Raw genomic sequence first — 23,982 nt, 5'->3', positions numbered from 1 at the left:
CAGCGCGCCGCCACTCTTCCGCGACGCTCACGCGCGCCGCGCTGCGGCTCGCACCGTTCGCCTTTGCGATGCTCGTCGGCGGCTGCATGGTCGGCCCCGATTACCATCGTCCGCAGGTGACTGTGCCCGCCACCTGGAAGGAGCTGCCCGGCTGGACCGAGGCCGAGCCCGCCGCCGAAAGCCCGAAAGGCGACTGGTGGACCGCTTTCAACGACCCGCTGCTCGACGAACTGGAGCCCCTCGTCGCGGTGTCGAACCAGACCGTGCGGCAGAGCTACGCGAACTATCAGCAGGCGGTCGCTGAAGTGCGCGTCGCGCGTGCTGGCCTGTTTCCGACGCTCGGGGTGACCGGCTCGCTCACACGCGAGCGTTCGGCCATCGGCACGCTCAACAGCGTGAGCGGGGTCAGCTCGCTCGGCAGCAGCGGCGGCTTCTCGCGCATCAACAACGCGGGCGCGCTTGAAGGCACCGCGAGCTGGGACATCGACGTGTGGGGCGAAGTGCGCCGCCAGATCGAACAAAACTCCGCGACTGCGCAGGCCAGCGAGGCGACGCTCGCCAACGCTACGTTGTCCGAACAGATCGTGCTGGCCAACGCCGTGATAGGCCTGCGCGTCGCCGACGCGAATATCGACCTGCTCACGCACACAGTCGCCGCCTACACGGCGTTCCTGCGCGTGGTGGCCGATCAGGATTTCGCCGGCACCGTCCCGCCGTCCAGCCTCGTTCTCGCGCGTACGCAACTGGAAGCGGCACAAGCGAACCTGATTTCGCTCGGCGTCGTGCGCGCGCAGAACGAGCATGCGATCGCGGTACTCGTGGGCCGCAATCCCGAGGACCTCACTATTGCGCACAGCGAAAAGCTGCCGACTCTCCCGTCGATTCCCGCTGGCGTGCCCTCCACGATCCTGCAGCGCCGCCCGGACATCGCGGCGGCGGAGCGGAACATGGCCGCAGCGAACGCGTCGATCGGCGTAGCGACCGCGGCGTACTACCCGACGATCTCGCTCTCGGCGCTCGCCGGCTTCACGCAATCGCCGCTCGCGGGCTTGCTGCATATGAACAACTACGTGTGGTCGCTCGGCGCGAGCGCGACGCAAACGATCTTCGACGGCGGATTGCGTGGAGGCCAGGTAGCCGCGGCGCGCGCAAGCTACGACGCGGCGCTGGCGAACTATCGCGGCACGGTGCTGAATGCGTTCGAGAGCGTGGAGAACGATCTGTCCGGGTTGCGTATCCTCGCGCAGCAATCGGATGCGCTCGACGCCGCCGTGCGCGACGCCATCCACGGCACGCAGATCGCCCAGGATGAATTCGAAGCGGGTACCGTCGATTACACGACTGTCGCGACGGCTCAGACCACGCAGTTGGTCCAGCAGCAGACAGCGCTGGGCGTGCAGCAGCAGCGGCTGCTCACGGCGGCCTCGTTGATCGGTGATCTGGGGGGAGGATGGTCCGGCGCACTGCACGAGGCAGGGCATCCGGACCGCGAAGACCCGAATGCCAACACGGCGAATGCGCCCTCCGAACAGGCGAGCCACATGCCGGCGGCGACACAAAGCCCATGATCGCCAGGCACGGCGCTATAGCGACGTGGGGCGGGCTTTGCCAGTGGGAACGTGTGAGCGACGGGAGAACAAGAGTGCGCAAGGCAGGCGCGTAACACCCACGCCCGCCTTGCGAGCCAACGTTACGCGAGTTCGGTGAACACGGTTTGCACGGGCAGACGCGACTTCGGCAGCTTCGCGTTGAAATCGCTGTCGCTGCGGTAGCCGAGGCTCACCACCACCACCGACGTCAGGCCCTTTTCGCTCAGGCCGAGTTCCGCGTCGAGCGTCTTTACGTCGAAACCTTCCATCGGGCACGCGTCGATCTCGAGCGTGGCCGCGCCGATCAGCAGCGTGCCGAGCGCCAGATACGCCTGCTTTTCCATCCACGTGGACAGGTCGCGGCGCTCCCGATGCAGATCCACGTAATACGCACGCGTTTTCTGCTGGCCCGCTTTCGCATCGGCGTTGGCGAAGCGGCCATCCGCTTCTTCCTGCGCGATCACGGCGGCGAGATGGGCGTCGTCCATGTCGGTGCGCGCGCATAGCACGACGACGTGCGATGCGTTCAGCACCTTCGGCTCGTTATAGGCGTAGCCCGGTTGCATGGCCTTCGCGACGCGCGCGCGGCCCGCGTCGCTCGATGCGATCACGAAATGCCACGGCTGCGAGTTCACCGACGACGGGCTGAAACGAACCAGCTCCTTCAGTTCGTCGATGACGGATGCGGGAATCTTGCGGGCGGGGTCGAATGCCTTCGTGGCATGGCGGCCCTTCGCGAAGCGGGTAAGGTTCAAATGCGTTCTCCTGGGTGTATCCGGTGTTTGCCGTGCGTCGAGGGGGCGCTTTCGCGCCGCCGGCCCGGCGGCAAGGGCGACATCCTACCAGCAAGCACGCGCGCGTGCCGGACGCTCCCCGGGCGCCGCGGCATCCGTTATGCTCATCCATCACACGGATCACGCGACCACGAAGGAGTTACAACCATGCGCCAGGCACTTCATCATCTGCGCGTGAACGCGCGCACGCGCGGCCTCGTCGACATCAGCGCGGACGTGCGCGCGTTCGTGCGCGAACACGGCATCGGCACGGGCCTTTTGACCGTGTTCTGCCGCCATACGTCGGCCTCGCTGCTGATCCAGGAAAATGCGGACCCGTCGGTGCGCCGCGACATCGAGCGTTATTTCGATGAACTCGTCCCCGAAGATCCGCAGCGCTACGAACACGACACGGAAGGCCCCGACGACATGCCCGCACATTTGCGCACCGTGCTCACGCAAACGCAGCTGTCGATACCGGTCGAACACGGCGAGCCGGTGCTCGGCACCTGGCAGGGCATTTATCTGTTCGAGCATCGCCGGCATGCACAGGCACGCGATATCGTGCTGCATCTGATCGGCGAATGACGCGCACGCCTCAGGCGTTGCGGACGCGCAGGCGCTATGCTACGGCTTCCGCCCAATTCAGGTTCCGCACAGAAAGGAATGAGCACCATGAAACAGCACGCAGGATCCATGATCACCTTTAACCGCCCCGACGGCCAGGCGCTGCAGGGGTATCTCGCGAAGCCTGAGAAGGTCGACGGCGCACCCGCCATCGTCGTGATCCAGGAATGGTGGGGATTGAACGACCAGATCCGCGGCGTGGCCGACCGCCTCGCACAGTCGGGCTATGTGGCGCTCGTCCCCGATCTCTATCGCGGCAAGGCCACGGTCGAGGAAGAGGAAGCGAACCACCTGATGCAGGGGCTCGACTTCGCGGATGCCGCTTCGCAGGACGTGCGCGGCGCCGTCGATTACCTGAAGACGCTGACCGACCGCGTCGGTTTGACGGGCTTCTGCATGGGCGGCGCGCTGACGCTGCTCGCCGCAGGCATGACTCCCGCGCTTTCCGCAGTGGTGACGTGGTACGGCCTGCCGCCGCTCGAATACATCGACGCCACGAAGATCACGGCGCCCGTGCTCGGCCACTGGGGCATGCAGGACCAGTTCTTCAAGCCCGAAGCCGTGGACGCGCTCGAAAAGAAGCTGCGCGACGCCAACGTGAACGTCGAATTCCACCGCTATCTCGCGCACCACGCGTTCGCCAATGAAGACGCCGTCGGTCCGGACCGCATCGCCGCGACGCAGTACGACCCGGTCTGGGCGCAACTGGCGTGGGACCGCTCGCTCACGTTCTTCGGCAAGCACCTCTGGGCGTAACGCGGCACGCGCGATTTTCACGCAGGGCACGCAGGGACGCGGGCGGCCAAAACACGCCGCCCGCGGATTCCCCTAAACTGGGCGGTGTTTGCAAACGCACACACGACGCCTGGTAAAAGGAACCGCCCGCATGAACGATCTCTCCGCTTTTCCCATTACCCGCAAATGGCCCGCGCAGCATCCCGGGCGCATTCAGCTCTATTCACTGCCTACGCCGAACGGCGTCAAGGTTTCGGTGATGCTCGAAGAATCGGGCCTCGCCTACGAGCCGCATCTCGTTCGCTTCGACGCGAACGATCAGATGTCGCCCGAATTCCTTTCGCTGAATCCCAACAATAAGATTCCTGCCATCCTCGATCCCAATGGCCCGGATGACCAGCCGCTCGCGCTGTTCGAATCGGGTGCGATCCTGATTTATCTCGCGGACAAATGCGGCCAGTTCCTCGCGCGCGCAGGCAATGAGCGCTACGAGACGATCCAGTGGCTCATGTTCCAGATGGGCGGCATCGGTCCGATGTTCGGCCAGTTGGGCTTCTTCCACCGTTTCGCGGGCAAGGAGTACGAGGACAAGCGTCCGCGCGACCGGTATGTCGCCGAGTCGCGCCGTCTGCTCGGCGTGCTGAACGGCCGTCTCGAAGGTCGCACGTGGCTCATGGGCGAGCACTACACCATCGCCGACATGGCGACGTTCCCGTGGGTGCGTAATCTCGTCGGGTTCTATGAGGCAGGCGATCTGGTCGGGATTCGCGACTTCCCGCACGTCACGCGCGTGCTCGACGCTTTCCTCGCGCGTCCGGCCGTTGTGCGTGCGCTCGATATTCCGCATCGGGGATGAGTGGAAAAGCGAAGCCGCCGGGTGTCGGCGGGCTTCGCTTTTGCGGTGCGGGCCACGCGCCGCCTGCTTCGCGGTTCGACATCTACCACGCCCCGTTGATCAAGCGGGAACCCGGTCCCGGTCATGGAAGCGCTGCATCCAGTGGGGGAACGGAACAGGTGTCCCGGAGACCTTATCGAGGCGCGCGAGCTGTTCAGCGGTTAGTGCGAAATTCTGCGCGTCCAGGTTGGCTGCGAGTTGTGCGGGCGCGCGGGCTCCGACGATAACCGAAGTGATCTGCTCGCGCGCGAGTAACCAGGCCAGTGCAACTTGAGCCGGCATGGCCGCCAGTTCGCCAGCCACTTCACGCAAGACGGCGACGATCGGCTCGGCCCTGACGATGTCGACCGGAGGAAAATCGAGCTTCGTACGACGCCCGCCAGCTTCGCCATTCTGACCATACTTGCCGCTCAGGTAGCCGCCGGCCAGTGGGCTCCAAACCATAAGACCAATATGGTTTGCCGCTGCAACAGACATGATTTCGTGCTCCACATCACGGCATGTCAGCGAGTAGTGCACCTGATTGCTCGCCACACGCACCCGATCGGTGCGGGACGTTATGCCGAAAGCGCGCTCGAGATCGGCTGCACTGAAATTGCACACGCCGATGTGACGGACCTTGCCCTGCGTGACGAGGTCGTCCATCACACGAAGCGTCTCGTCGAGCGGAACGAGCGCGTCGCGGTCGTGCAACTGGAGCAGGTCGATGTGATCGCGGCCAAGTCTCTTCAGGCTGGTCTCGACCGAGCGCATGATATGCGAGCGGCCCAAACCCACATCATTCTGGCCAGGGCCGGTGCGCAGCCGAACCTTGGTCGCGACGAGCATTCGACTTTCGTCCAGCCCGAGCGCACCCAGCACCTCTCCCACGACTTCCTCGGAGCGACCCTGCGAGTAGACGTCCGCCGTGTCGATCAGGTTGACGCCCCGGTCCACCGCCATCGAGACGAGCCCGGCGGCCTGATCGCGGTCCACTCCGGCAATGTCGCCCCAGATGCCCGAGCCTGCACCGAACGTCATTGCGCCAAGGCTCAGCCGTGAGACGCGCAGCCCGGTTCTGCCAAGCGTGCTGTATTCCATCGTGTACTCCTTCGTGAATCGGTGTGTGATGCAATCGTCGATCGACGCGCAGTTGCCTGCATCGACCAACCGGTAGCGGTCAGACCGCCCGCGACACAATCTCGTCAAGAACCGTATTCAGCTCGACTACATCGTCCTTGCATGTAAAAAAGAGAGCGCGCCGCGTTGCGACGTTGCGGCGGCCAGGTGGTCAGGCGCTCAGGCACGCTTCAGGCCGTCGTAAAGCGCGCGCTCAAACTGTCCGTAGAGGTCCACGACGCGGGCATCGTAGAAAGGCAGAACCTGCGTATAGAGCGATCCGGTGACGCGCTTGACCGGATCCACCCAGTAGTAGGTGTTGAGCAGTCCCGCCCAACTCACGCTGCCCGCGCTGCGTCCGTTTGGCCCAGGTTGTGTATTGATGTCGAACGACAGCCCCCACTTGTGCACGGTGCCCGGAAACTGATCGAAGCTGTTCGACCACGATGGCAGCGCCGTCTTCATTTCAGTAACCTGCAGATCGCCGATGTGATTGCGGAACATCGCCGCCACGGTGTCGGCGCGCAGAACACGCTCACCGCGATACGTGCCGCCGTTCAATAACATCTGCAGAAACGCCATGTAGTCGCGTGGCGTGCTGAACAGTCCACCCCCGCCCATGAAGAATTCAGGACGCTGGTTGATCTCGAACGGCTCGGCCACCAGTGAGCCATCTGCCTGACGTCTGTGCATGGTTGCGACGCGCTCTTTCTGTGCGCTGCCGATGAGGAAGCCCGTATTGCGCATGCCTAGCGGAGTGAAGATGTGCTCGCGGAAATAGACCTCCAGCGACTGGTCGGTCACGGCCTCCACCAGCTTGCCGACCCAGTCCATGCTGATGCCGTACTGCCAGCGTTCGCCCGGCTCGAACTCGATCGGCGCCGCGAATGCGCCTTCCATCGAATAGCCGATGTCGGGCATCCCCGTCGCCTTCTCGTACTGACCGATTTCGCCGCTCCAGATGCTGTATGTGAAGCCGGAGGTATGCGTGAGCAGATGACGCACCGTGATCGTATTGCGCGCGGGACGCAGCTTCGGCTGCCCCGAAGCGTCGAACCCGTCGAGGATACGAGGCGACTTCAACTGCGGCAGGATCTCGCCCGCGGGCTGATCCAGGCGCAGCCTGCCCTGTTCGACGAGTTGCATGCACGCGGTTGCGGTAATCGCCTTGGTCATCGACAGAAGCCAGAGGATCGTGTCGGGGGTGATGGCGTCACGATTGTGAACATTCGCCACCCCGCGCGCTCCCTCGTAGACGAGCCCGCGCGGCGTGGCACCCATGGCCACGACACCGGCTACCGTGCCGTCGTCGACCGCCCGTTGCAGGCATTGATCGATCGACGCGTAAGCGGGATGCCGGACCCGCGCTGCTTCTTCTGGTGCACCTTGCTGCGTTGCTTGCGCGTTCCGGCTTGCGAACGCGCCGAGCGTCGCAACGGCCAGCAGGCTCGGCGCACCTTTCAGAAGCCGACGGCGATTCAGAATGACCGTCATTTTGTGCTCCTCTACGGGTGAATAAATCGTGGCATCACGGAGTCTCAATGATGCGAGAACAACTGGCTTTGCGAGCCGCTCGCGACAAGGCGAATCCCCGAATCGGAGTGGCCATCCGTTGCGCCGCCTACGGCGTTGACGGCATACGAATTGGCACCGCCAGCCGCGCGAATGCGCGCTTCAGCTGCGAGAATGTCATCGGGGTAATTGGCGTTGTCGAGGCGTGCCGGTTGATATCCCACACGCTCGAGTTGCACGATTTCCTGACGGACCTGCGCACGTGTCGTGCCCGATGCATCACTCTGCGCATGTGCGACGACGGGAAGAGAAATCGCGGTCGCGATGGCAACGATGAGAATACGGATGTTCATGTCAATCTCCTTTCGATCAGCAAGACGGAATGTCTCGGTGATGTGAATTCTGGAGAAACGCCGATTGAAATTAAATGACATGGATGGCATCGGATAAGTGACATCGAATCACCAATGAGGCATGCTGTGCATCGGTAACCCACGTGGCGGCACGGTGCGGCGTCGATGTGTTGGCCCTCATCGGATCGATTGCAGTCCGTTGCGCGTATTCACCCCCGCGACCATGACATCGAGTAGCGAGAAACTGTCCAGTGGTATTGGCGTATTCGCCGCAGTGGTCGATGCGGGGACGTTTGCGGCCGCTTCAGAAGCGTTGGAAATGTCGCCACCGGGCGTCAGCCGGGCGATCGCGAGGCTGGAAAAGAGACTGAAAATCCGGCTATTCAATCGAACGACGCGCTCCGTCTCCTTGACGGAAGAGGGTCGTCGCTTTTACGAGCAGGTCATGCCCCACCTCGCAGGCCTGGAAGAAGCGGCCGCTGCCGCGACAGGTGGCGCGTCGGCTGTGCGCGGCAAGCTGAGAATCAATCTGGATCCCGCCTTCTACCGGACCATCATCGGTCGACAGCTGGATGGATTCATGGATGCCCATCCCGACCTCGAAATCGAGTTCATCGCGCGAGACAATCTTGGCGATCTCGTCATGGACGGCTTCGACCTCGCCGTGCGATTCGGCGAGCCCAAAGCATCCACCCTGATCGCGCGAAAGCTGCTCAATACCGGCATTGTCACGGTCGCGGCGCCCTCGTACGTCGCGCGTTGGGGACGCCCGGCGAAACCCGAGGACCTTGAAAGCCGAAGCCACAAATGCCTTGAATTTCGCAACCCGGAAACGGGCAGGCCGTTTCCCTGGGAATTCCATCGCAAGCGAAAGCGCATTGTGGTGGACACGCGGGGCCGCCTCACGGTGAACGACCCCAGTGCGCTGATCAACGCATGCGTCGACGGTTCCGGGATTGCGCAGATGCTGCTTCTTGTTGCCGAGCCACTGATTGCAGAAGGCCGATTGATCAATCTCTTTCCCGAATGGGCAGACGAGCGATACCCCTTATACGCCTACTTCCCATCGCGCCATCACGTGCCGGCGAAGACGAGAGCTTTTATTGACTTCGTTGTCGAGCTGACGAGCAATAGCCAGCGCGTTGGCTTGAGTTAATGCTGTTGCTGCGAACAGGTGAGGCGAAGGCAAGCGACCGGCTACATGCCGTTATCGGTCGGCTCGGTCGCGCCAGTGCATTGAGCGGGAAGTGGCGCGCGGCCACGAGTGACGAACGAAATGGTCAGAACGAATGGGCGATCACGTTTTCGGTGCGCGCGCATCATCGTTTCGGGAATCGACGTGACCGGGATTGTCCGCAAGAAGCAGATGCATGACGACGAAGTGAAGATGCGAAACGCATCGGTTGTCGGTGGGATAGCACGCAGCGCTGGTTGTGACGATCACTAACCTCAACAACGTCTCACTCGTGGCCCCGTCTAAAACGTAGAACCACGAAATGAAACCACCTGCGAACCATGCCCGTCTGCGGGGTATGCCCCCGGCGCCAGGCTATTGACTATTCCCGTAAAAAGGACGACGGTCTCCATCTGGAACCGGGTTCGCCGTTGTCTCGATCAGGCCGTTTATCCGGGGCAATCATGTGAATCTTCCGTCGCGATGAGCCTCGCCTCGAGGTTATCCGCATCCGGGAATGGCGTCGTCGCGCGTGCCGTTCCGTCCAATGGAGGTGACGCCATGAAGCCAGCGGCATCCGCAGGGTCTCATCTACATCACATGCCATTTCTGCAGGGGCTCTTGCCAGTCAATCCCGTGCAACTCCCCCATGACATCATTGCGGGGATCACGCTGGCGGCACTCGGCATCCCCGAAGTCATGGGTTATACGAAGATCTCCGGCACGCCCACTGTCACCGGCCTTTACACGATCCTGCTGCCGCTACTCGCATTCGCCGTCATTGGTGCATCGCGTCAACTGGTTGTCGCTGCGGACTCTGCCACAGCCGCCATTCTTGCCGGTACGCTCACGACCGTCGCCGCATTGGGCAGTAAGGAATACGTCGGCCTGACGAGTACCGTCGCCCTCACGGTGGCCGTGATGCTCGTCATTGCGCGGATCTTTCGTCTGGGGTTTCTGGCCGACTTTCTTTCTCGCAGCGCCCTGATCGGTTTTCTTACCGGCGTGGGCGTACAGGTCGCAGCCGGCGAGCTGGCCGGGCTGATCGGCATCGCAAAGCAGGGGCATGGCCCGTTGATGCAGGCCGCATCCGTGGTCCAGCGCATCGCCGAGGCGAACTATCCGACCACAATACTTTCGATTGCCGTCCTCGCCGTGATCATCGGTTGCAAGCGTCTCGCACCACGTGCGCCGGGTGCGCTGATCGCCGTGATCGGTTCCATCGTGGCAAGCGGCGTGTTCAATTTCGCCGGACGTGGCATCGCGGTCACCGGCGCAGTACCGGGCGGGCTTCCGTCGTTGTTCCTCCCACCGCTGCACATCGGCGAGATCGACCAGGTACTGGCAACGGCCGCATCCTGCTTCATCGTCATCATCGCGCAGAGCGCGGCGACGGCACGCGCGTACGCCGCCCGCTACAACGAGAAGGGTGACGACAATGCCGACATCATCGGGCTCGCAGCGGCGAACGCCGCTGCGGCATTCACCGGCACCTTCGTCGTGAACGGCAGTCCGACCAAGACCGAGATGGTCGACGACGCGGGCGGTCGCACCCAGGTCGCCCATCTGACGACCGCTGTCATCGTGCTGGTGGTGCTGCTTTTCCTCACGAAGCCATTGAGTCTGCTGCCTGCCCCGGTATTGTCGGCCATCGTGTTCATGATCGGCGTGAAGCTGATCGACGTGAAGGGCATGACCGAACTTTTTCGCATGCAGAAGGACGAATTCATCGTCGCGTTGCTTACGGTGTGCGTGGTCGTGTTTGTCGATGTGATGCACGGCATCCTTGCCGCCATCGTGCTGTCGCTGATTGCGCACGCGCGGCATAGCTACCGGCTGCGAACACGCGTGCTCACACGCAGCCCTACCGGCAACTGGGTCCCGCATCGTGTCGAACCGAATTTGCTCGCGGCTCCAGGCATCGTCGCCTACCGGTTCGAAGCGGACCTGTTCTATGCAAACGCCGGCCGCTTCGCGGAGGAAGTGCTGAAGCTCGTCAACGACGCAGATCCTCCGTTGCGCTGGGTGGTCCTCGATGCATCGGAAATCAACAACATCGATTACACGGCATGCAAAACACTGATCCAGCTTGGTGACGAACTCGACAAGCGGGGTGTACGTATTGCCATAGTCGCGCTTCCGACGGGTGTCCGGCATGAGCTCGAACGATATAAGGCATTGCGCGGGCCGGACATCCATCGTGAGATCTTTCCAACGGTCGATGCCGCGATCGACGCGCTCGGCAAACTGCCGCCAGTCGCGCCCGCGGCGCCGCCCGACGAAAGCGCGAAATGACGTCAAGCACTTTTGGCAATGAACCGGGAGAGGGAGTCAGACGTGTCCAGGATCACCGCACCGAGGCCCAACGAACCTGCTACGGAACCGGCCGATCCGGGAACAGTGGCGGCACACGAAGATCCGTCCATCCTGTTTGCGGGACGTGGCTCGCTTGCATCGCGCATCGAACAGGGCAAAGCGGCGCGCAAAAAGGTGCCGCGTGCGAAGCTGGCCGAATGCAGGACAGATGGCCGCGATCCCCTCGCGTTGCTCGACGCGTCCAACGTGGGGCGGGTGCCCGAGCTGATTCCCATTCGCTACGGACGCATGGTTGCGAGTCCCTTCGCGTTTTATCGCGGGGCCGCGTCGCTAATGGCCTATGACTTGTCGAAACTGCCGAATTCGGGCGTCAACGTGCAACTGAGCGGAGATGCTCACCTGGCGAATTTTGGACTGTTCGCAAGCCCCGAGCGACGCATGCTTTTCGGACCCAACGATTTCGACGAAACGCTGCCCGGTCCGTTTGACTGGGATGTGCGCAGGCTGGCCGCATCGTTCGTGATCGAAGCGCGCGAACGCGGATTCTCGACGCGTGAGCAGCGCGCGGTGATAAGCAGGCTCTGCAAGACGCTTCGCGAAAGCATCGCCGACTTCAGCCGGATGGATACGCTCGCTGTCTGGTATTACCAGTTCACGGCAGCCGGCATGCTGGCTATTGCCGATTCGCAGCAGGAAAAGAGAAAGGAACTGGCCGTCATTACCAAGGCGCGCCAGCAGTCATCCCAATCGGTGATGACGCACGCGACCGAGATCGTCAACGGTAAGCTGCGCATCAAGGATGAGCCGCCGCTGGTGTATCACGTCCCCCTCGCAAGCCCGCACGATCATAGACAGTACGAAGCGATGGTCCGGCGTTTCTTCGCCGACTACCGGCTCACGCTACCGGACGACAGGCGTGCCCTCTTTGACCGCTATGAACTGGTGGATGTCGCCATTCGCGTCGTCGGCGTCGGGTCGGTGGGGACGCGCTGCTACCAGGCACTCTTCATGGCCGATGGAGAGTGCCCTTTGTTCCTCCAGTTGAAGGAGGCAAGAGCTTCCGTGCTCGAGGGTTACGTGCCGCCGAGCCGGTTTCCCAATCACGGCCAGCGTGTGGTGAACGGGCAGCGTCTGCTGCAGTCGGCCAGCGATATTTTTCTCGGATGGTCGAAGATGCGGCACACGGGCAATGACTTTTACGTGCGCCAGCTGCGCGACATGAAGGGCGCATTCGACTTCACCGCCTTCGATGTTGACGATCTCGGCGAATACGCGGTTTCCTGCGCTCATGCGCTGGCCCATGCGATGGCGAAAGCGGGCGATCCCGGGCTTCTCTGTGGGTATATCGGAAAGTCGGGCGCATTCGACGAAGCCATCGAGCGATTCGCGCTCGCCTATGCCGAACAGAATGAAGCAGACTGGACGGTTTTAAAGGCAGCGGTCAAGTCGGGAGGTGTCAAGGTTATTCGTCAGTGATGCACGCGCGAAGCAGGACCGGAGGCGGCTCGAAGTCGGAGGCCAACATGCTGCACGATGTAGCGGTCGCCACCCCGGTCATGCTCCTGTGCCTGCGCAACTACGCGCACATCCGGCACGGCTATAAAGACACCTCATGAACTGGCTGGCCAATACCGTCCTGGTGTTGCACGCGCTGGTCGTACTATTCATCGTCGGCGGACTACTCGCGATCTGGGCGGGGGCATGGTTACAACGCAGTTGGGTACGCAACCGCGTATTCCGGCTCGTGCATCTCATGGCTATAGGCGTCGTGGCGATTCTCGCTGTCCTTGACATACAGTGCCCGCTGACGGTCCTTGAGGACTGGCTACGTACCGGGCGTGCCGGGCCACAGGGCTTCATCCAGCGCTGGGTAAGCCACTGGCTGTATTACGACCTGCCCGGCTGGGTGTTCACGACGGCCTACGCAGCGTTCCTGCTGATCGTAGTGGTCACGTGGTTTCGCGTCCCGCCGCGTTCGTGACAGCAGCAGACTACGCAACGGCGGATTCAGTTCAAGGTCACGGAGTCGGTCAGCCAGAGCGTCGAAGGCTGAACATAGGGCTCTTCGCAGATTATTCATAGAATGGCGGCACAAATGCTCCGAAAAGTATTGCGATCAGAAGGACCACAACAAATGTGCCGATTGCTGCTGGCCGAGCGGGCAGTCCGACGCGAGGCAGTAGAAACACTCGAGCATAGAAGGCGAGTACGCAAACCCACGATATAAGGAATGGGTACGCAATGCCCGCCCAACCCGTTTGCGCGGGTTCGTTGAAGGCCAGTAGCGCTGCTACGAATGCGGGAGCAGGAAGAAGAACGAGACCGATGTCGGCCGCGAACAGGGTACGCCTTCGGAACGCGGTGATTGCGGGAACTATGGCCAAGCCAAGAGGCACAAGCGCAAGCAGAGGGGCAAAAAATTCGGGGGACATTTGAACTGTGGGACCCAACGTGGTATCAGGATGCTAGAGCAGGCTTGAGACAGCAAAATAGCGCAAGAGCACAGGCAGCATTGTCAATAATGCTTATCGCAAAAATCTCTCTGTCTTTCCGGGCGCGCTCCCCCGGATCGACTGTTGACGATCCAGGCACTGAGGTTGAACGGCCGCTCCTGGTTTGAGTCCGCAAGCGGTCGCCCCGGAAATCCGCGCGAAACCGAATAAAGCCCCACCGCTTAAACCCCACCAACTATCCGGAATCCGGTCCCAAAATGGCCCATCTCATGTCAGAGGACAATCCGGCGACGCTGTTCTTGTAGCCTGCCCGGACCCTCTCCGCTCCTGCCGACGAAAGCCCAAAATTAATCCGAAAGCCTTGTGCGACAAGGCTCCCGGCTAGACGGCCTAACGCCACACGAAAACCGCAACTTCCCCTCCCAACCCCAACCTCAAACGCCCCAACTCTTATATAAGACATAAGACATTTGACCTCATAGGCGTTTTGCCATTAAAATCGCGACCGAAGTAGCGCCCGGCACAGCCTCGGAGTGCCTGAAAAGTCTTCCCCCTGAAACGCACAATCAGCAGGTTCCCCATGCTTGAAAACTTTCGTGCTCACGTGGCCGCCCGCGCCGCGCTCGGTATTCCTCCCCTGCCGCTGACGGCTCAGCAGACCGCCGAACTGGTCGAACTGCTGACGAATCCGCCCGCCGGCGAAGAGCAGACCCTCGTCGATCTGATCACCAACCGCGTGCCGGCTGGCGTCGACGAAGCCGCCCGCGTGAAGGCCGGCTTCCTCGCCGCCGTGGCCAAGGGCCAGACCGCCTGCGCACTGATCTCGCGCGCACGCGCCACCGAACTGCTCGGCACGATGCTGGGCGGCTACAACATCCAGCCGCTGATCGAGCTGCTGTCCGACGCCGAAGTCGGCACCGTTGCCGCCGACGCGCTGAAGAAAACCCTGCTGATGTTCGACCAGTTCCACGACGTCAAGGAACTCGCCGACAAGGGCAACGCCAACGCAAAGGCCGTGCTGCAAAGCTGGGCCGACGCCGAATGGTTCACGAGCCGTCCGGAAGTGCCGCAAAGCCTGACCATCACCGTGTTCAAGGTGACGGGCGAAACGAACACCGACGACCTGTCGCCAGCCCCGGACGCCACCACGCGCCCGGACATCCCGATGCACGCGTTGGCGATGCTCAAAAACGCCCGTCCCGGCATCACGCCGGAAGAAGACGGCAAGCGTGGCCCGGTCAAGTTCATCGAATCGCTGAAGGAAAAGGGTCACCTGGTCGCCTACGTGGGCGACGTGGTCGGCACCGGCTCCTCGCGCAAGTCGGCGACCAACTCGGTGCTGTGGTTCACGGGTGAAGACATCCCCTTCATCCCGAACAAGCGCTTCGGCGGCGTGTGCCTCGGCGGCAAGATCGCCCCGATCTTCTACAACACGATGGAAGACGCCGGCGCCCTGCCGATCGAACTCGACGTGTCGAAGATGGAAATGGGCGACGTGGTGGAACTGCGCCCCTACGACGGCAAGGCACTGAAGAACGGCGAAGTGATCTCCGAATTCCAGGTCAAGTCCGACGTGCTGTTCGACGAAGTGCGCGCCGGTGGCCGCATTCCGCTGATCATCGGCCGTGGCCTGACCGCCAAGGCGCGTGAAGCGCTGGGTCTCGCCCCGTCGACGCTGTTCCGCCTGCCGCAGCAGCCTGCCGACAGCGGCAAGGGCTTCTCGCTGGCCCAGAAGATGGTCGGCCGCGCCTGCGGTCTGCCGGAAGGCCAGGGTATCCGTCCGGGCACGTACTGCGAACCGAAGATGACCTCGGTCGGCTCGCAGGACACCACGGGCCCGATGACCCGCGACGAACTCAAGGACCTGGCGTGCCTCGGCTTCTCGGCTGACCTCGTCATGCAGTCGTTCTGCCACACCGCCGCTTATCCGAAGCCCGTGGACGTGAAGACGCACCAGACCCTGCCGAACTTCATCAGCACGCGTGGCGGTATCGCGCTGCGTCCGGGCGACGGCGTGATCCACTCGTGGCTGAACCGCATGCTGCTGCCCGACACCGTCGGCACCGGCGGCGACTCGCATACGCGCTTCCCGATCGGCATCAGCTTCCCGGCGGGTTCGGGCCTGGTCGCGTTCGCGGCCGCTACCGGCACGATGCCGCTCGACATGCCGGAATCGGTGCTGGTCCGCTTCAAGGGCAAGATGCAGCCGGGCGTGACGCTGCGCGATCTCGTCAACGCGATCCCGCTCTACGCGATCAAGCAAGGTACGCTGACGGTCGCCAAGCAAGGCAAGAAGAACATCTTCTCGGGCCGCATTCTCGAAATCGAAGGCCTGCCCGATCTGAAGGTCGAGCAAGCGTTCGAATTGTCGGATGCGTCCGCCGAGCGTTCGGCCGCTGGTTGCACGGTCCACCTGAACAAGGCACCGATCATCGAATACCTCAACAGCAACATCACGCTGCTGAAGTGGATGATCGCCCAGGGCTATCAGGACCCGCGCAGCCTGCAGCGCCGCATCAAGGCGATGGAGCAGTGGCTGGCCGACCCGCAACTGCTGTCGCCGGATGCCGACGCCGAGTACGCGGCCGTCATCGAGATCGACCTCGCCGACATTCACGAGCCGATCGTCGCTTGCCCGAACGATCCGGACGACGTGAAGACGCTGTCTGATGTCGCTGGCGCCAAGATCGACGAAGTGTTCATCGGCTCGTGCATGACCAACATCGGTCACTTCCGTGCCGCATCGAAACTGCTGGAAGGCAAGCGCGACATTCCGGTCAAGCTGTGGGTCGCCCCGCCGACCAAGATGGACCAGAAGCAGCTGACCGAAGAAGGCCACTACGGCGTCTTCGGCACGGCCGGTGCCCGCACCGAAATGCCGGGCTGCTCGCTGTGCATGGGCAACCAGGCGCAGGTGCGTGAAGGCGCGACGGTCATGTCGACCTCGACTCGCAACTTCCCGAACCGCCTCGGCAAGAACACGAACGTGTATCTCGGCTCGGCGGAACTGGCGGCAATCTGCTCGCGTCTGGGCAAGATCCCGACCAAGGCCGAGTACATGGCCGACATCGGCGTGCTCAACGCCAGCAGCGACAAGATCTACCAGTACATGAACTTCGACCAGATCGAAGACTTCAAGGAAGTGGCGGATACCGTCGTGATGTAAGCGTGATGTTTGGCTACGGCGTGTTGTTTGCGTCGTAGCGGCACACGATGCGCAATGGCGCCTCAGGCTGAATGCCTGCGGCGCCATTTTTTTTGGTGTGATGCCGGGCAGCCTTTCGATAAGGAACGTTGCTGAACGGCTTCCTGTGCTTTCCTCTGTCCGCTGATTCGGTGACGAATGTCGCGACCTGGTGTCACTCGCCGGTGAGTTGCCGCGATCGAGCTCTGTGCTGGGCAGCCTCGTACAAGAAGGTGCAACTCCCTACAACGCTAGCGCCGGACAATGGGAGCGCGTCGGCCATCTCCGGCCATTCGGCCGTGCTCCAGGACGGATATTCAAACGTCGCTTCTGCCTAAGACAAGGGACGTTCGTCAACTCACGGACGCCAATAAACGGTGAGGAGTCTCCGGATGTGGAGACGTGGAGTAAAGAGCCAGGGGTCCTGCCCCTGACCATCGACTGACCGCCAGCACTTCAAAAGTGTGAGCGCCAGCGTACAGACACGATGTAGCTCCGAATTGCGGAATTGCGGAATTGCGATGCGGGCATAGTCCCGTTGGAAAAAGTTGTAGTCGAAGCGCGCGACCGCCGTTTTCCAGCCTTTGTAGATATCAGCGCCGTAGCCACGCCTTTGCCTCGCGCAGCTCCGAGGTAAAAAGGTCTTGCGCATAGCGACTGTGTGCAGGCTGAGCGGTGCTGCGATGAAGAAAGAAGTACGCTAATCCGGGTAAGTCGCCGTCGCGTTCCGCTACCAGGCGTCATAACCTCATACGGACCGACGAATCGTGACCGCGTCCTGAGAGTTATTTATCGGAGCAAAGCGGCATCGCTGCGGCGATTGCAGAAGGCGTTATAGCATCTCAAAGAACTTTCCATTTACGAAAAGCGCTGCGCACAATCGGGCGGATCCTCATGAGATCCGACATGGTTAGGTAACCTTGATGAAGGCTGTGCCGGAATTCTGTTTTGAGCATGAGTCGAGCGATTTTGAAAGATTCGAGCGCTCTCGTTAACCAGTCGAAAAGCCGGAAATCCACTATTTGCAATCCGCTACGCCGGACGCCGAGTGTGCTCCACATCCTCGACCAAGTCGGAAGACAACCGGCGGGAAGCCTCTGACACTGAAAACCGCTTCAGAATGACGCGAAGCGCAAGCGCGTAACCCGAAACCGTAGAAATGCAGCGGCCGTGTAACGCACCGGAATCGTTACGACACGGCTTCGAAGTCTCCCATTAAGGAGGGTGACATGGCATTGATTGAGTCCGACTACTTCGTGACAGGAACGGGTGCCACTGCCATGGCATTCGTCGACACGTTGCTCAGCGAGTCGCCAGATGCACGAGTCGTGATGGTGGATCGCCACCACCGTCCCGGTGGCCATTGGAACGACACCTATCCTTACGTGCGGCTGCACCAGCCGTCCGCCTGGTATGGCGTGGCATCGCGCGAACTGAGTGACTGGTCGCATGAAACGACGGGCTTTAACGAAGGCATGCTTGGTCTTTCCTCGGGAGCGGAGGTGCTCACGCATTTCGAACAGGTGATGAAACAGCGCTTCATTCCCTCTGGCCGCGTGCAGTGGTTCCCGAAATGCGATCACTTCGCGAGCGACGGCCGCACGCACCGCTTCCGCTCGCTGCTGACCGGCGCCGAGCACGAGGTGCGCGCGCGGCGCAAATGGGTGAATGCCACGCATGCGAAAACCGAGGTTCCGTCCACTCACCCGCCAAAATACAGCGTGGCCGCGGGTGTGCGATGCATCCCCTGCAACGAGCTGCCGAAGGTTATGCGGCCTTACGCGCGCTATACCGTTGTCGGCTCCGGCAAGACCGGTATGGATGCGTGCATCTGGCTGATCGAGAACGGTGTCCCGCACGAGCACATCCGCTGGATCATGCCGCGCGACGCCTGGGTGATGGACCGTGCCAACATGCAGCCCGGCCCGACCGGCTGGCGGCACTATTTCGAGAACAACGTGGTGCAATTCGATGCGATCCGCGACGCGCGCGACGTCCCCGACCTGTTCCGGCGACTCGAAGCGGGCGGCGCGCTAATGCGGATCGACGCTGCCATCGAACCCACGACCTACCGCTGCGCACTCGTTTCGCGCGGTGAGATGGCCCAATTGCGCAAGGTCGGCGAGATCGTGCGGCTAGGCCGCGTGCGCGCGATCGAGCCGTCGCGCATCGTGCTGGAGAAGGGTGAACTCGCCGCCGATCCCGACACGCTGTACATCGACTGCACGGCCTGCGCGATCCAGCCGCCGCCGGAGGTGCCGGTGTTCCAGGATGAAGCCATCAACCTCCTGATGGTCCGCTGGTGCCAGCCGGTCTTTTCGGGCAGCGTGATCGCCTGGGTCGAAGCGCACCTGGAGAATCTGCAGGAACAAAACGCGATGTGCATGCCCGTACCCGTGCCCGAACTGCCGATCGATTACCTGCGTATGTGGCTGCCGACTCTCGCCAATGCAGCGCGCTGGCAGCAGAACCCCGACCTGAGCGCCTGGCTCAGGCAGTGCCGCCTCAACGGGCAGGTTGTGGTTCTCAAAGGCGTGGAGGTGGACGCTGCCGTGCTAGACCTTATCAAGGCCGTCGGGACCAAAGCGACGGACGCGGCGCAGCGCATTCCGCAATTGCTGGCAGCAGCGGAGGTAGCGTGAGCGCCCCCTGCGAGGTACAACTCGAAACGCTACAGGTCGGCGCCATCCGCATGCGTGTCGCGCTGCAGGGCACCGGGCCGCTCGTGCTGTTTTGCCACGGATTTCCGGAGTTGTGGGTATCGTGGCGCGCGCAGATGGCTGCAATCGCCGACGCGGGCTACCGCGCCGCGGCACCGGACATGCGCGGCTACGGCGGTACAGACGCGCCGGCCGACCCTGCACAGTACACGATGCTGCACCACGCAGGCGACATGGTGGACCTGGTCAGAGTGCTCGGTGCCGGTTCGGCGGTGATCGTGGGCCACGACTGGGGAGCGCCCGCAGCCTGGCACAGTGCGCTGCTACGGCCCGATGTTTTCCGTGCCGTCGTCGGCCTGAGCGTACCCTATGTCCCGCCCGCGAAGACCGATTTGCTGACGGCACTCGAGCACCAGGGCGTGACGACGTTCTACATGCAGTACTTCCAGCAAGAGGGTGTGGCGGAAGAGGAGCTCGAGGCCGATGTCGCCGCGACCCTGCGCCGCGTCACGTTCAGCATGTCGGGCGACGGCCCGGGCCGCACGGTCGCAGGCATCCTCGCGCCGGGCGCCGGCCTCCTCGACAACACCGTCGAGCCCGACGTATTGCCGGATTGGCTTCTTCAGGACGACCTCGATTATGTCGTCGGGGAGTTCCGACGCACCGGTTTCCGCGGTGGGTTGAACTGGTACCGCGCGATCCGCAGGAACGCCGAATTGCTCGCCCCCTGGTATGGTTGCCCGATTCGTCAGCCATCGCTCTTCATTGGTGGCTCGCGCGACGATGTATTCAGGCTTCCCGGCATGCAGCAGCGCATCGCTGCGTTGCCGCAAGTGCTGCCGGAGTTGCGCGGTGCCCACGTGCTCGAAGGCGCGGGCCACTGGCTGCAGCGCGAGCGTGCCCGGGAAGTGAACCGGTTGCTACTCTCCTTCCTGAACGAACTCGACGGGTGACCTGCACAATTGCGCGGCACGATGCACTGCATAGGGCGGCTGTCCGGAAGATGGCGAGATCGATTGTTCATCGATCAACTCGACAGGCTGAGCGACGGTTGCATTGTAGAAGCGGCCGTCGCAGTGACTCGCGTCCGAACGGCGGTTCACGATCGGCTACGGCCGACTACGTTGGGCGGTAGTCGGCCAGGAAGAGGCTCGCGGCTCCTCCTTCGCCAAGACGTTCAGACGTCAGCTCCGCCAGCGGCGAAGTGCCATTCTCCATCTGATACGTCCGTCGGGCACGGCTTGCGTTTGGACGTCATCCCACCAGGATACCCGGTCTGAATCGAAGCGCCTAACGCCCCGCAGAATCCGCAGATAATTTTACCGATATCCGAAACGAATTAATTCGCGGTGAAATAAATTCCGATTTAACAATTAATTGCGAATTTAGGATTGCGAAAAATCTGCAATCGTTTGTACTATCGCGCGATTAGCGCGGGGGCGCGAATTGCTTATATACGAGGCAGCATGAGCGCTCAGGACATTATCGCGGCGATTAAAGGCGGACTGCTACAGAGTGACCGGCTGCTTAAACTGGACACGCCACTGGGCAGTGACGTCCTTTTGCCGCAAAGGCTGGTGGGTCGTTCGCGCCTTGGCCGCGATTACGAATTCACGCTGGATGCGGTTTCAGCCAGCGAAAATATTGAACTCAAGAAGCTGATCGCCCAGCCCGTCACGCTGTGGGTGCAGCAATCCGGTCTGTCGTACGCCCCGCATCACGGTTATGTCCATACTGCCCGTCGCTTAGGTTCCGACGGCGCCATTACCAGCTATCAGATTGGTTTTGTCTCCTGGATGCACTTTCTGCGTTTCAGAAAAGATGCGCGCATCTGGCAGGATAAAACCGTCGATGAAATCCTCACGGATGTATTCAATATGCATCCCCAGGCGCAGCGGGTATTCCGGTTTGACTTGCGAAGTCCATTGCCGCAACGCTCATTCTGCGTTCAATACGAGGACGACTGGAATTTCTGTTGCCGGCTGATGGAAACAGAGGGCCTGTTCAGCTATTTCGAACAGGCCGCCGATGGTAAATCGCATACCCTGGTGGTGACCGACGACATCGGCAGTCTGCAACCCCTGTCGCCGCAGACGGTAGCTTTCTACCGCTCGGGCACTAACAGCGAAACCGATGCCTTCGTGCAATGGAGCGGCACACGCACGCTGCAAAGTACCTCTCTCACGACCCGCACGTTTGACTACAAGGCCCCGTCCGTCCCCGCCAATCCAAAGGGGACGACGATCCCGACGCTGGCCACCCAGGGCGACCTGCCGCAGCAGGCCGAAGTGTACGAATATACGGGTGCCTACACCTACCGCAGGCAGGACCGCGGAAATCATCTCTCGACAGTGAGAATGGAGGAGTGGGAATCCCGGGCGAAGCGCTTCCACGGTGTGGGCGCGGTGCGCCGGGTCGACGCCGGCCGCTGGTTCGAACTGCAGGACCACCCGGAGCACGACACCGGCAGCCAGCAGGATCGCCAGTTTGCCGTCATCGGCGTTCAGTGGGTGATCGAGAATAACCTGCCGGTCTCGGGCGGTACGACGGACTTCCCGCATAGCCTTCACCAGACGATCGCCGGGGCGCGTGCGCAGCACGCCAACGAGCCAGCAATGCTCGTCAGGTCACCCGACGGCAGCGAAGGCTTCTTCATGGTCACCGTCGAGGCGCAGCGCAAGGCCATCCCGTTCCGCAGTCCGCTCGAGCATGAGAAGCCGGAAATACACCTGCAGACGGCGACCGTGGCGGGCCCCGCGAACGAGGAGGTCTTCACGGACCCGTTGAACCGCATCAAGGCGCGGATGCACTGGGACCGGCTGAACCCCGGCGATGAAAACGCCTCGTGCTGGATGCGTGTCGCGCAATCGCATGCCGGTGGTGGTCATGGCGGTGTGCATGTGCCGCGTATCGGCGAAGAGGTCATTGTGTCGTTCCTCGACGGCGACTGCGACAGGCCAGTCGTCACTGGCCGCGTCTACAACGGCGCCAGGACTCCCGACTGGCATTCGAACGGGATTCTCTCGGGCTACAAGTCCAAGGAATATCAGGGCCGCGGTTACAACCAGATGGTGATGGACGATGCCACGGGCCAGAATCGCATGCAGCTCTACAGCACGAGCGCAAACTCCCAATTGCATCTTGGCTATCTGATCGCGCAATCGGGCAATTCGCGCGGTGCCTATCTCGGGAGTGGCTTCGATCTGAAGTCGGATGCCTATGGCGCAGTCCGTGCCGCCAAGGGGCTGTATGTATCGACGCACCCGGCGACCGGCGCAGCGCGCCAGCCGCTCGATGTGCGCGAGGCCAGCAACCAGCTGGTCAATTCGGAGAGCGTGATCGAAGCGCTCTCGCAGGCGAGCGAAGCTCACGAGGCTGAAAGTCTGAAAGATGGCTACGGATCGCTGAAGTCGTTTACCGACGCAACGCAAGACAACGTGGCGGGTACCACAGGCAACGGAGGTAACACCGCCGGTGGCGGCACGGGTCATGCCAACGGCTTCAAGGAGCCGATCATGCTGTTCGCGACGCCGGCAGGCATCGCGATGTCGACGCAAAACTCGGCTCACGTCGCGGCAAACGAGCAGGTGAATCTCGTGAGTGGCCAGAACACGCACATTGCCACCGGCAAATCGCTGCTGGCAAGCGTTGGCGAAAAAATCAGTCTCTTCGTTCAAAACGCGGGCATGAAGCTGTTCGCTGCCAAAGGGAAAGTTGAGATCAAAGCGCAGTCCGACAATGTGGAACTCACTGCGCAGAAAACATTAAGGTTGCTCTCCGCAACCGAAAAAATTGAGGCGGCGGCCGATCAGGAAATCCTGCTGACGAGCGGCGGCGCATACATCCGCATTGCTGGTGGCAACATCGAGATTCACGCGCCGGGCATGGTCGACGTCAAAGGTGCGCAGCATAGCTTCGGTGGCCCGACGAGTCAGGGCTATCCACTGCCAGCGGCACGTCCCGATCAGCCGGGACAGCTCGAGTTGCTCCATCAATACGCGAATGGCGAGCCCGTCAAAGGCGGCCAGTTTTCAGTGCTGGACGCCAACGGCGGACTTCTACGACAAGGCGCGCTCGATGCCAACGGCCGCATGACCGTCTGCGGTTTGCCGCCAGGCGCGGCGCAAGTGCAATTCGGCACCGATCCTCGCGATCCCTCGCAGCCGGCCAACTACTTCAAGAGCACCCAGTGGCCGCCCGAGCCACTGGGTGCGTCAGGCGATGCCGTAGCCGTTTCGCAGATGGGTTCGTTTCTGCCGGGGGCTGGTGGTGCATCGGGCGCAGCGGCCACGGCTGGGGTAGCGGCTGCAGCAGGCACGATGGGCAGCGCGGCAACCAGCTCAATGAATGCAATGAAAACGGCAGCAGGTGGAGCATCGCAACTCGCGAGTCTCGCGAGCATGGCCTCGCAGGGGACGGGCGGACTCGCATCGATGGCACAAGGTCAGGCTACGGAACTCGCCCAAAAGGAGCTCACCAGGGTGCTGCCAACAGGCGCCAGCGCCGCGCTCTCACAAGCAAGCCAGGCAGCAGGCATGGCCAGGGAAATCAGCCGTATTGCGCAATCCGCGCGCGGCGCGTTGCCCACAATCAAGGGCATCGTCTGATTCGAT

16 protein-coding genes are annotated in these 23,982 nt (G+C 62.1%); 12 read left to right on the top strand and 4 right to left on the bottom strand.

What is annotated here, in order from left to right:
* Nucleotides 1–68 precede the first annotated feature (68 nt).
* Nucleotides 69–1,568 (top strand): efflux transporter outer membrane subunit, encoded by a 1,500-nt coding sequence (locus D1Y85_RS23180; protein ID WP_246025030.1) that lies wholly within the window; start codon nt 69–71, stop codon nt 1,566–1,568.
* Between the two features lie 122 nt (nt 1,569–1,690).
* Here the strand turns inward: D1Y85_RS23180 and nfsB are convergent, their stop codons facing one another.
* Nucleotides 1,691–2,344 carry an oxygen-insensitive NAD(P)H nitroreductase gene (gene nfsB / locus D1Y85_RS23175; RefSeq protein ID WP_124153415.1) on the bottom strand — a complete coding sequence of 218 codons (654 nt, stop codon included), beginning with the start codon at nt 2,342–2,344 and terminating at the stop codon, nt 1,691–1,693.
* Between the two features lie 186 nt (nt 2,345–2,530).
* Here nfsB and D1Y85_RS23170 point away from each other — a divergent pair, with 186 nt between their 5' ends.
* From D1Y85_RS23170 to D1Y85_RS23160, 3 genes are all read left to right on the top strand, one after another.
* Nucleotides 2,531–2,950 (top strand): secondary thiamine-phosphate synthase enzyme YjbQ, encoded by a 420-nt coding sequence (locus tag D1Y85_RS23170; RefSeq protein ID WP_124153414.1) that lies wholly within the window; start codon nt 2,531–2,533, stop codon nt 2,948–2,950.
* A gap of 87 nt (nt 2,951–3,037) precedes the next feature.
* A complete protein-coding gene (locus D1Y85_RS23165; RefSeq protein WP_124153413.1) occupies nt 3,038–3,745 on the top strand; it encodes a dienelactone hydrolase family protein in 708 nt (235 codons plus the stop codon).
* Nucleotides 3,746–3,875: 130 nt separating this feature from the next.
* Nucleotides 3,876–4,580 carry a glutathione binding-like protein gene (locus D1Y85_RS23160; protein WP_124153412.1) on the top strand — a complete coding sequence of 235 codons (705 nt, stop codon included), beginning with the start codon at nt 3,876–3,878 and terminating at the stop codon, nt 4,578–4,580.
* A gap of 99 nt (nt 4,581–4,679) precedes the next feature.
* On the opposite strand, the gene D1Y85_RS23155 is transcribed toward D1Y85_RS23160, so the two are convergent.
* The 3 genes from D1Y85_RS23155 to D1Y85_RS23145 all read right to left on the bottom strand — a co-directional run bounded on the left by D1Y85_RS23155 (nt 4,680) and on the right by D1Y85_RS23145 (nt 7,582).
* Entirely contained in the window at nt 4,680–5,699 is a 1,020-nt protein-coding gene (locus tag D1Y85_RS23155) for an aldo/keto reductase (RefSeq protein WP_124153411.1), read from the bottom strand.
* Between the two features lie 198 nt (nt 5,700–5,897).
* Nucleotides 5,898–7,211 carry a serine hydrolase domain-containing protein gene (locus D1Y85_RS23150; RefSeq protein WP_124153410.1) on the bottom strand — a complete coding sequence of 438 codons (1,314 nt, stop codon included), beginning with the start codon at nt 7,209–7,211 and terminating at the stop codon, nt 5,898–5,900.
* Between the two features lie 44 nt (nt 7,212–7,255).
* Nucleotides 7,256–7,582, bottom strand: coding sequence for a DUF4148 domain-containing protein (locus tag D1Y85_RS23145; protein WP_124153409.1), 327 nt, complete (start codon nt 7,580–7,582; stop codon nt 7,256–7,258).
* Between the two features lie 223 nt (nt 7,583–7,805).
* On the opposite strand from D1Y85_RS23145, the gene D1Y85_RS23140 reads away from it, so the two are divergent.
* From D1Y85_RS23140 to D1Y85_RS23105, 8 genes are all read left to right on the top strand, one after another.
* Nucleotides 7,806–8,738, top strand: coding sequence for a LysR family transcriptional regulator (locus D1Y85_RS23140; protein ID WP_124153408.1), 933 nt, complete (start codon nt 7,806–7,808; stop codon nt 8,736–8,738).
* A gap of 579 nt (nt 8,739–9,317) precedes the next feature.
* Nucleotides 9,318–11,051 carry a SulP family inorganic anion transporter gene (locus tag D1Y85_RS23135; RefSeq protein ID WP_124153407.1) on the top strand — a complete coding sequence of 578 codons (1,734 nt, stop codon included), beginning with the start codon at nt 9,318–9,320 and terminating at the stop codon, nt 11,049–11,051.
* Nucleotides 11,052–11,093: 42 nt separating this feature from the next.
* A complete protein-coding gene (locus tag D1Y85_RS23130; RefSeq protein ID WP_246025026.1) occupies nt 11,094–12,548 on the top strand; it encodes a DUF2252 domain-containing protein in 1,455 nt (484 codons plus the stop codon).
* A gap of 136 nt (nt 12,549–12,684) precedes the next feature.
* Nucleotides 12,685–13,053, top strand: coding sequence for a DUF2784 domain-containing protein (locus D1Y85_RS23125; protein ID WP_124153405.1), 369 nt, complete (start codon nt 12,685–12,687; stop codon nt 13,051–13,053).
* A gap of 1,052 nt (nt 13,054–14,105) precedes the next feature.
* The gene (gene acnB / locus D1Y85_RS23120) at nt 14,106–16,691 is read left to right on the top strand and encodes a bifunctional aconitate hydratase 2/2-methylisocitrate dehydratase (RefSeq protein WP_124153404.1); all 2,586 of its coding nucleotides are present in this window, start codon (nt 14,106–14,108) and stop codon (nt 16,689–16,691) included.
* Nucleotides 16,692–17,938: 1,247 nt separating this feature from the next.
* On the top strand, nt 17,939–19,351 hold the full coding sequence (locus tag D1Y85_RS23115) for an NAD(P)/FAD-dependent oxidoreductase (RefSeq protein ID WP_124153403.1): 1,413 nt from the start codon (nt 17,939–17,941) through the stop codon (nt 19,349–19,351).
* Nucleotides 19,348–20,322: an alpha/beta fold hydrolase gene (locus D1Y85_RS23110; protein WP_246025025.1), complete on the top strand. Its 975-nt coding sequence runs from the start codon at nt 19,348–19,350 to the stop codon at nt 20,320–20,322. Before D1Y85_RS23115 ends, D1Y85_RS23110 begins: the two co-directional genes overlap by 4 nt.
* Before the next feature lie 513 nt (nt 20,323–20,835).
* Entirely contained in the window at nt 20,836–23,976 is a 3,141-nt protein-coding gene (locus D1Y85_RS23105) for a type VI secretion system Vgr family protein (protein ID WP_124153402.1), read from the top strand.
* Nucleotides 23,977–23,982: the final 6 nt, after the last annotated feature.

It is taken from the genome of Paraburkholderia dinghuensis (genome assembly GCF_003837865.1).
Taxonomy (GTDB): Bacteria; Pseudomonadota; Gammaproteobacteria; order Burkholderiales; family Burkholderiaceae; genus Paraburkholderia; species Paraburkholderia dinghuensis.
Note: the sequence above shows the minus strand (reverse complement) of the source record. Positions and strands in the feature narration are given on the sequence as shown.

Excerpts from the sequence above, each read along its gene's own strand:
- D1Y85_RS23165 (WP_124153413.1), top strand. The coding sequence starts at position 3,038 with ATGAAACAGCACGCAGGATCCATGATCACCTTTAACCGCCCCGACGGC.
- D1Y85_RS23170 (WP_124153414.1), top strand. The coding sequence starts at position 2,531 with ATGCGCCAGGCACTTCATCATCTGCGCGTGAACGCGCGCACGCGCGGC.
- D1Y85_RS23125 (WP_124153405.1), top strand. The coding sequence starts at position 12,685 with ATGAACTGGCTGGCCAATACCGTCCTGGTGTTGCACGCGCTGGTCGTA.
- acnB (WP_124153404.1), top strand. The coding sequence starts at position 14,106 with ATGCTTGAAAACTTTCGTGCTCACGTGGCCGCCCGCGCCGCGCTCGGT.
- D1Y85_RS23150 (WP_124153410.1), bottom strand. The coding sequence starts at position 7,211 with ATGACGGTCATTCTGAATCGCCGTCGGCTTCTGAAAGGTGCGCCGAGC.
- D1Y85_RS23140 (WP_124153408.1), top strand. The coding sequence starts at position 7,806 with ATGACATCGAGTAGCGAGAAACTGTCCAGTGGTATTGGCGTATTCGCC.
- D1Y85_RS23145 (WP_124153409.1), bottom strand. The coding sequence starts at position 7,582 with ATGAACATCCGTATTCTCATCGTTGCCATCGCGACCGCGATTTCTCTT.
- D1Y85_RS23105 (WP_124153402.1), top strand. The coding sequence starts at position 20,836 with ATGAGCGCTCAGGACATTATCGCGGCGATTAAAGGCGGACTGCTACAG.
- D1Y85_RS23135 (WP_124153407.1), top strand. The coding sequence starts at position 9,318 with ATGAAGCCAGCGGCATCCGCAGGGTCTCATCTACATCACATGCCATTT.
- D1Y85_RS23180 (WP_246025030.1), top strand. The coding sequence starts at position 69 with ATGCTCGTCGGCGGCTGCATGGTCGGCCCCGATTACCATCGTCCGCAG.
- D1Y85_RS23115 (WP_124153403.1), top strand. The coding sequence starts at position 17,939 with ATGGCATTGATTGAGTCCGACTACTTCGTGACAGGAACGGGTGCCACT.
- D1Y85_RS23155 (WP_124153411.1), bottom strand. The coding sequence starts at position 5,699 with ATGGAATACAGCACGCTTGGCAGAACCGGGCTGCGCGTCTCACGGCTG.
- D1Y85_RS23160 (WP_124153412.1), top strand. The coding sequence starts at position 3,876 with ATGAACGATCTCTCCGCTTTTCCCATTACCCGCAAATGGCCCGCGCAG.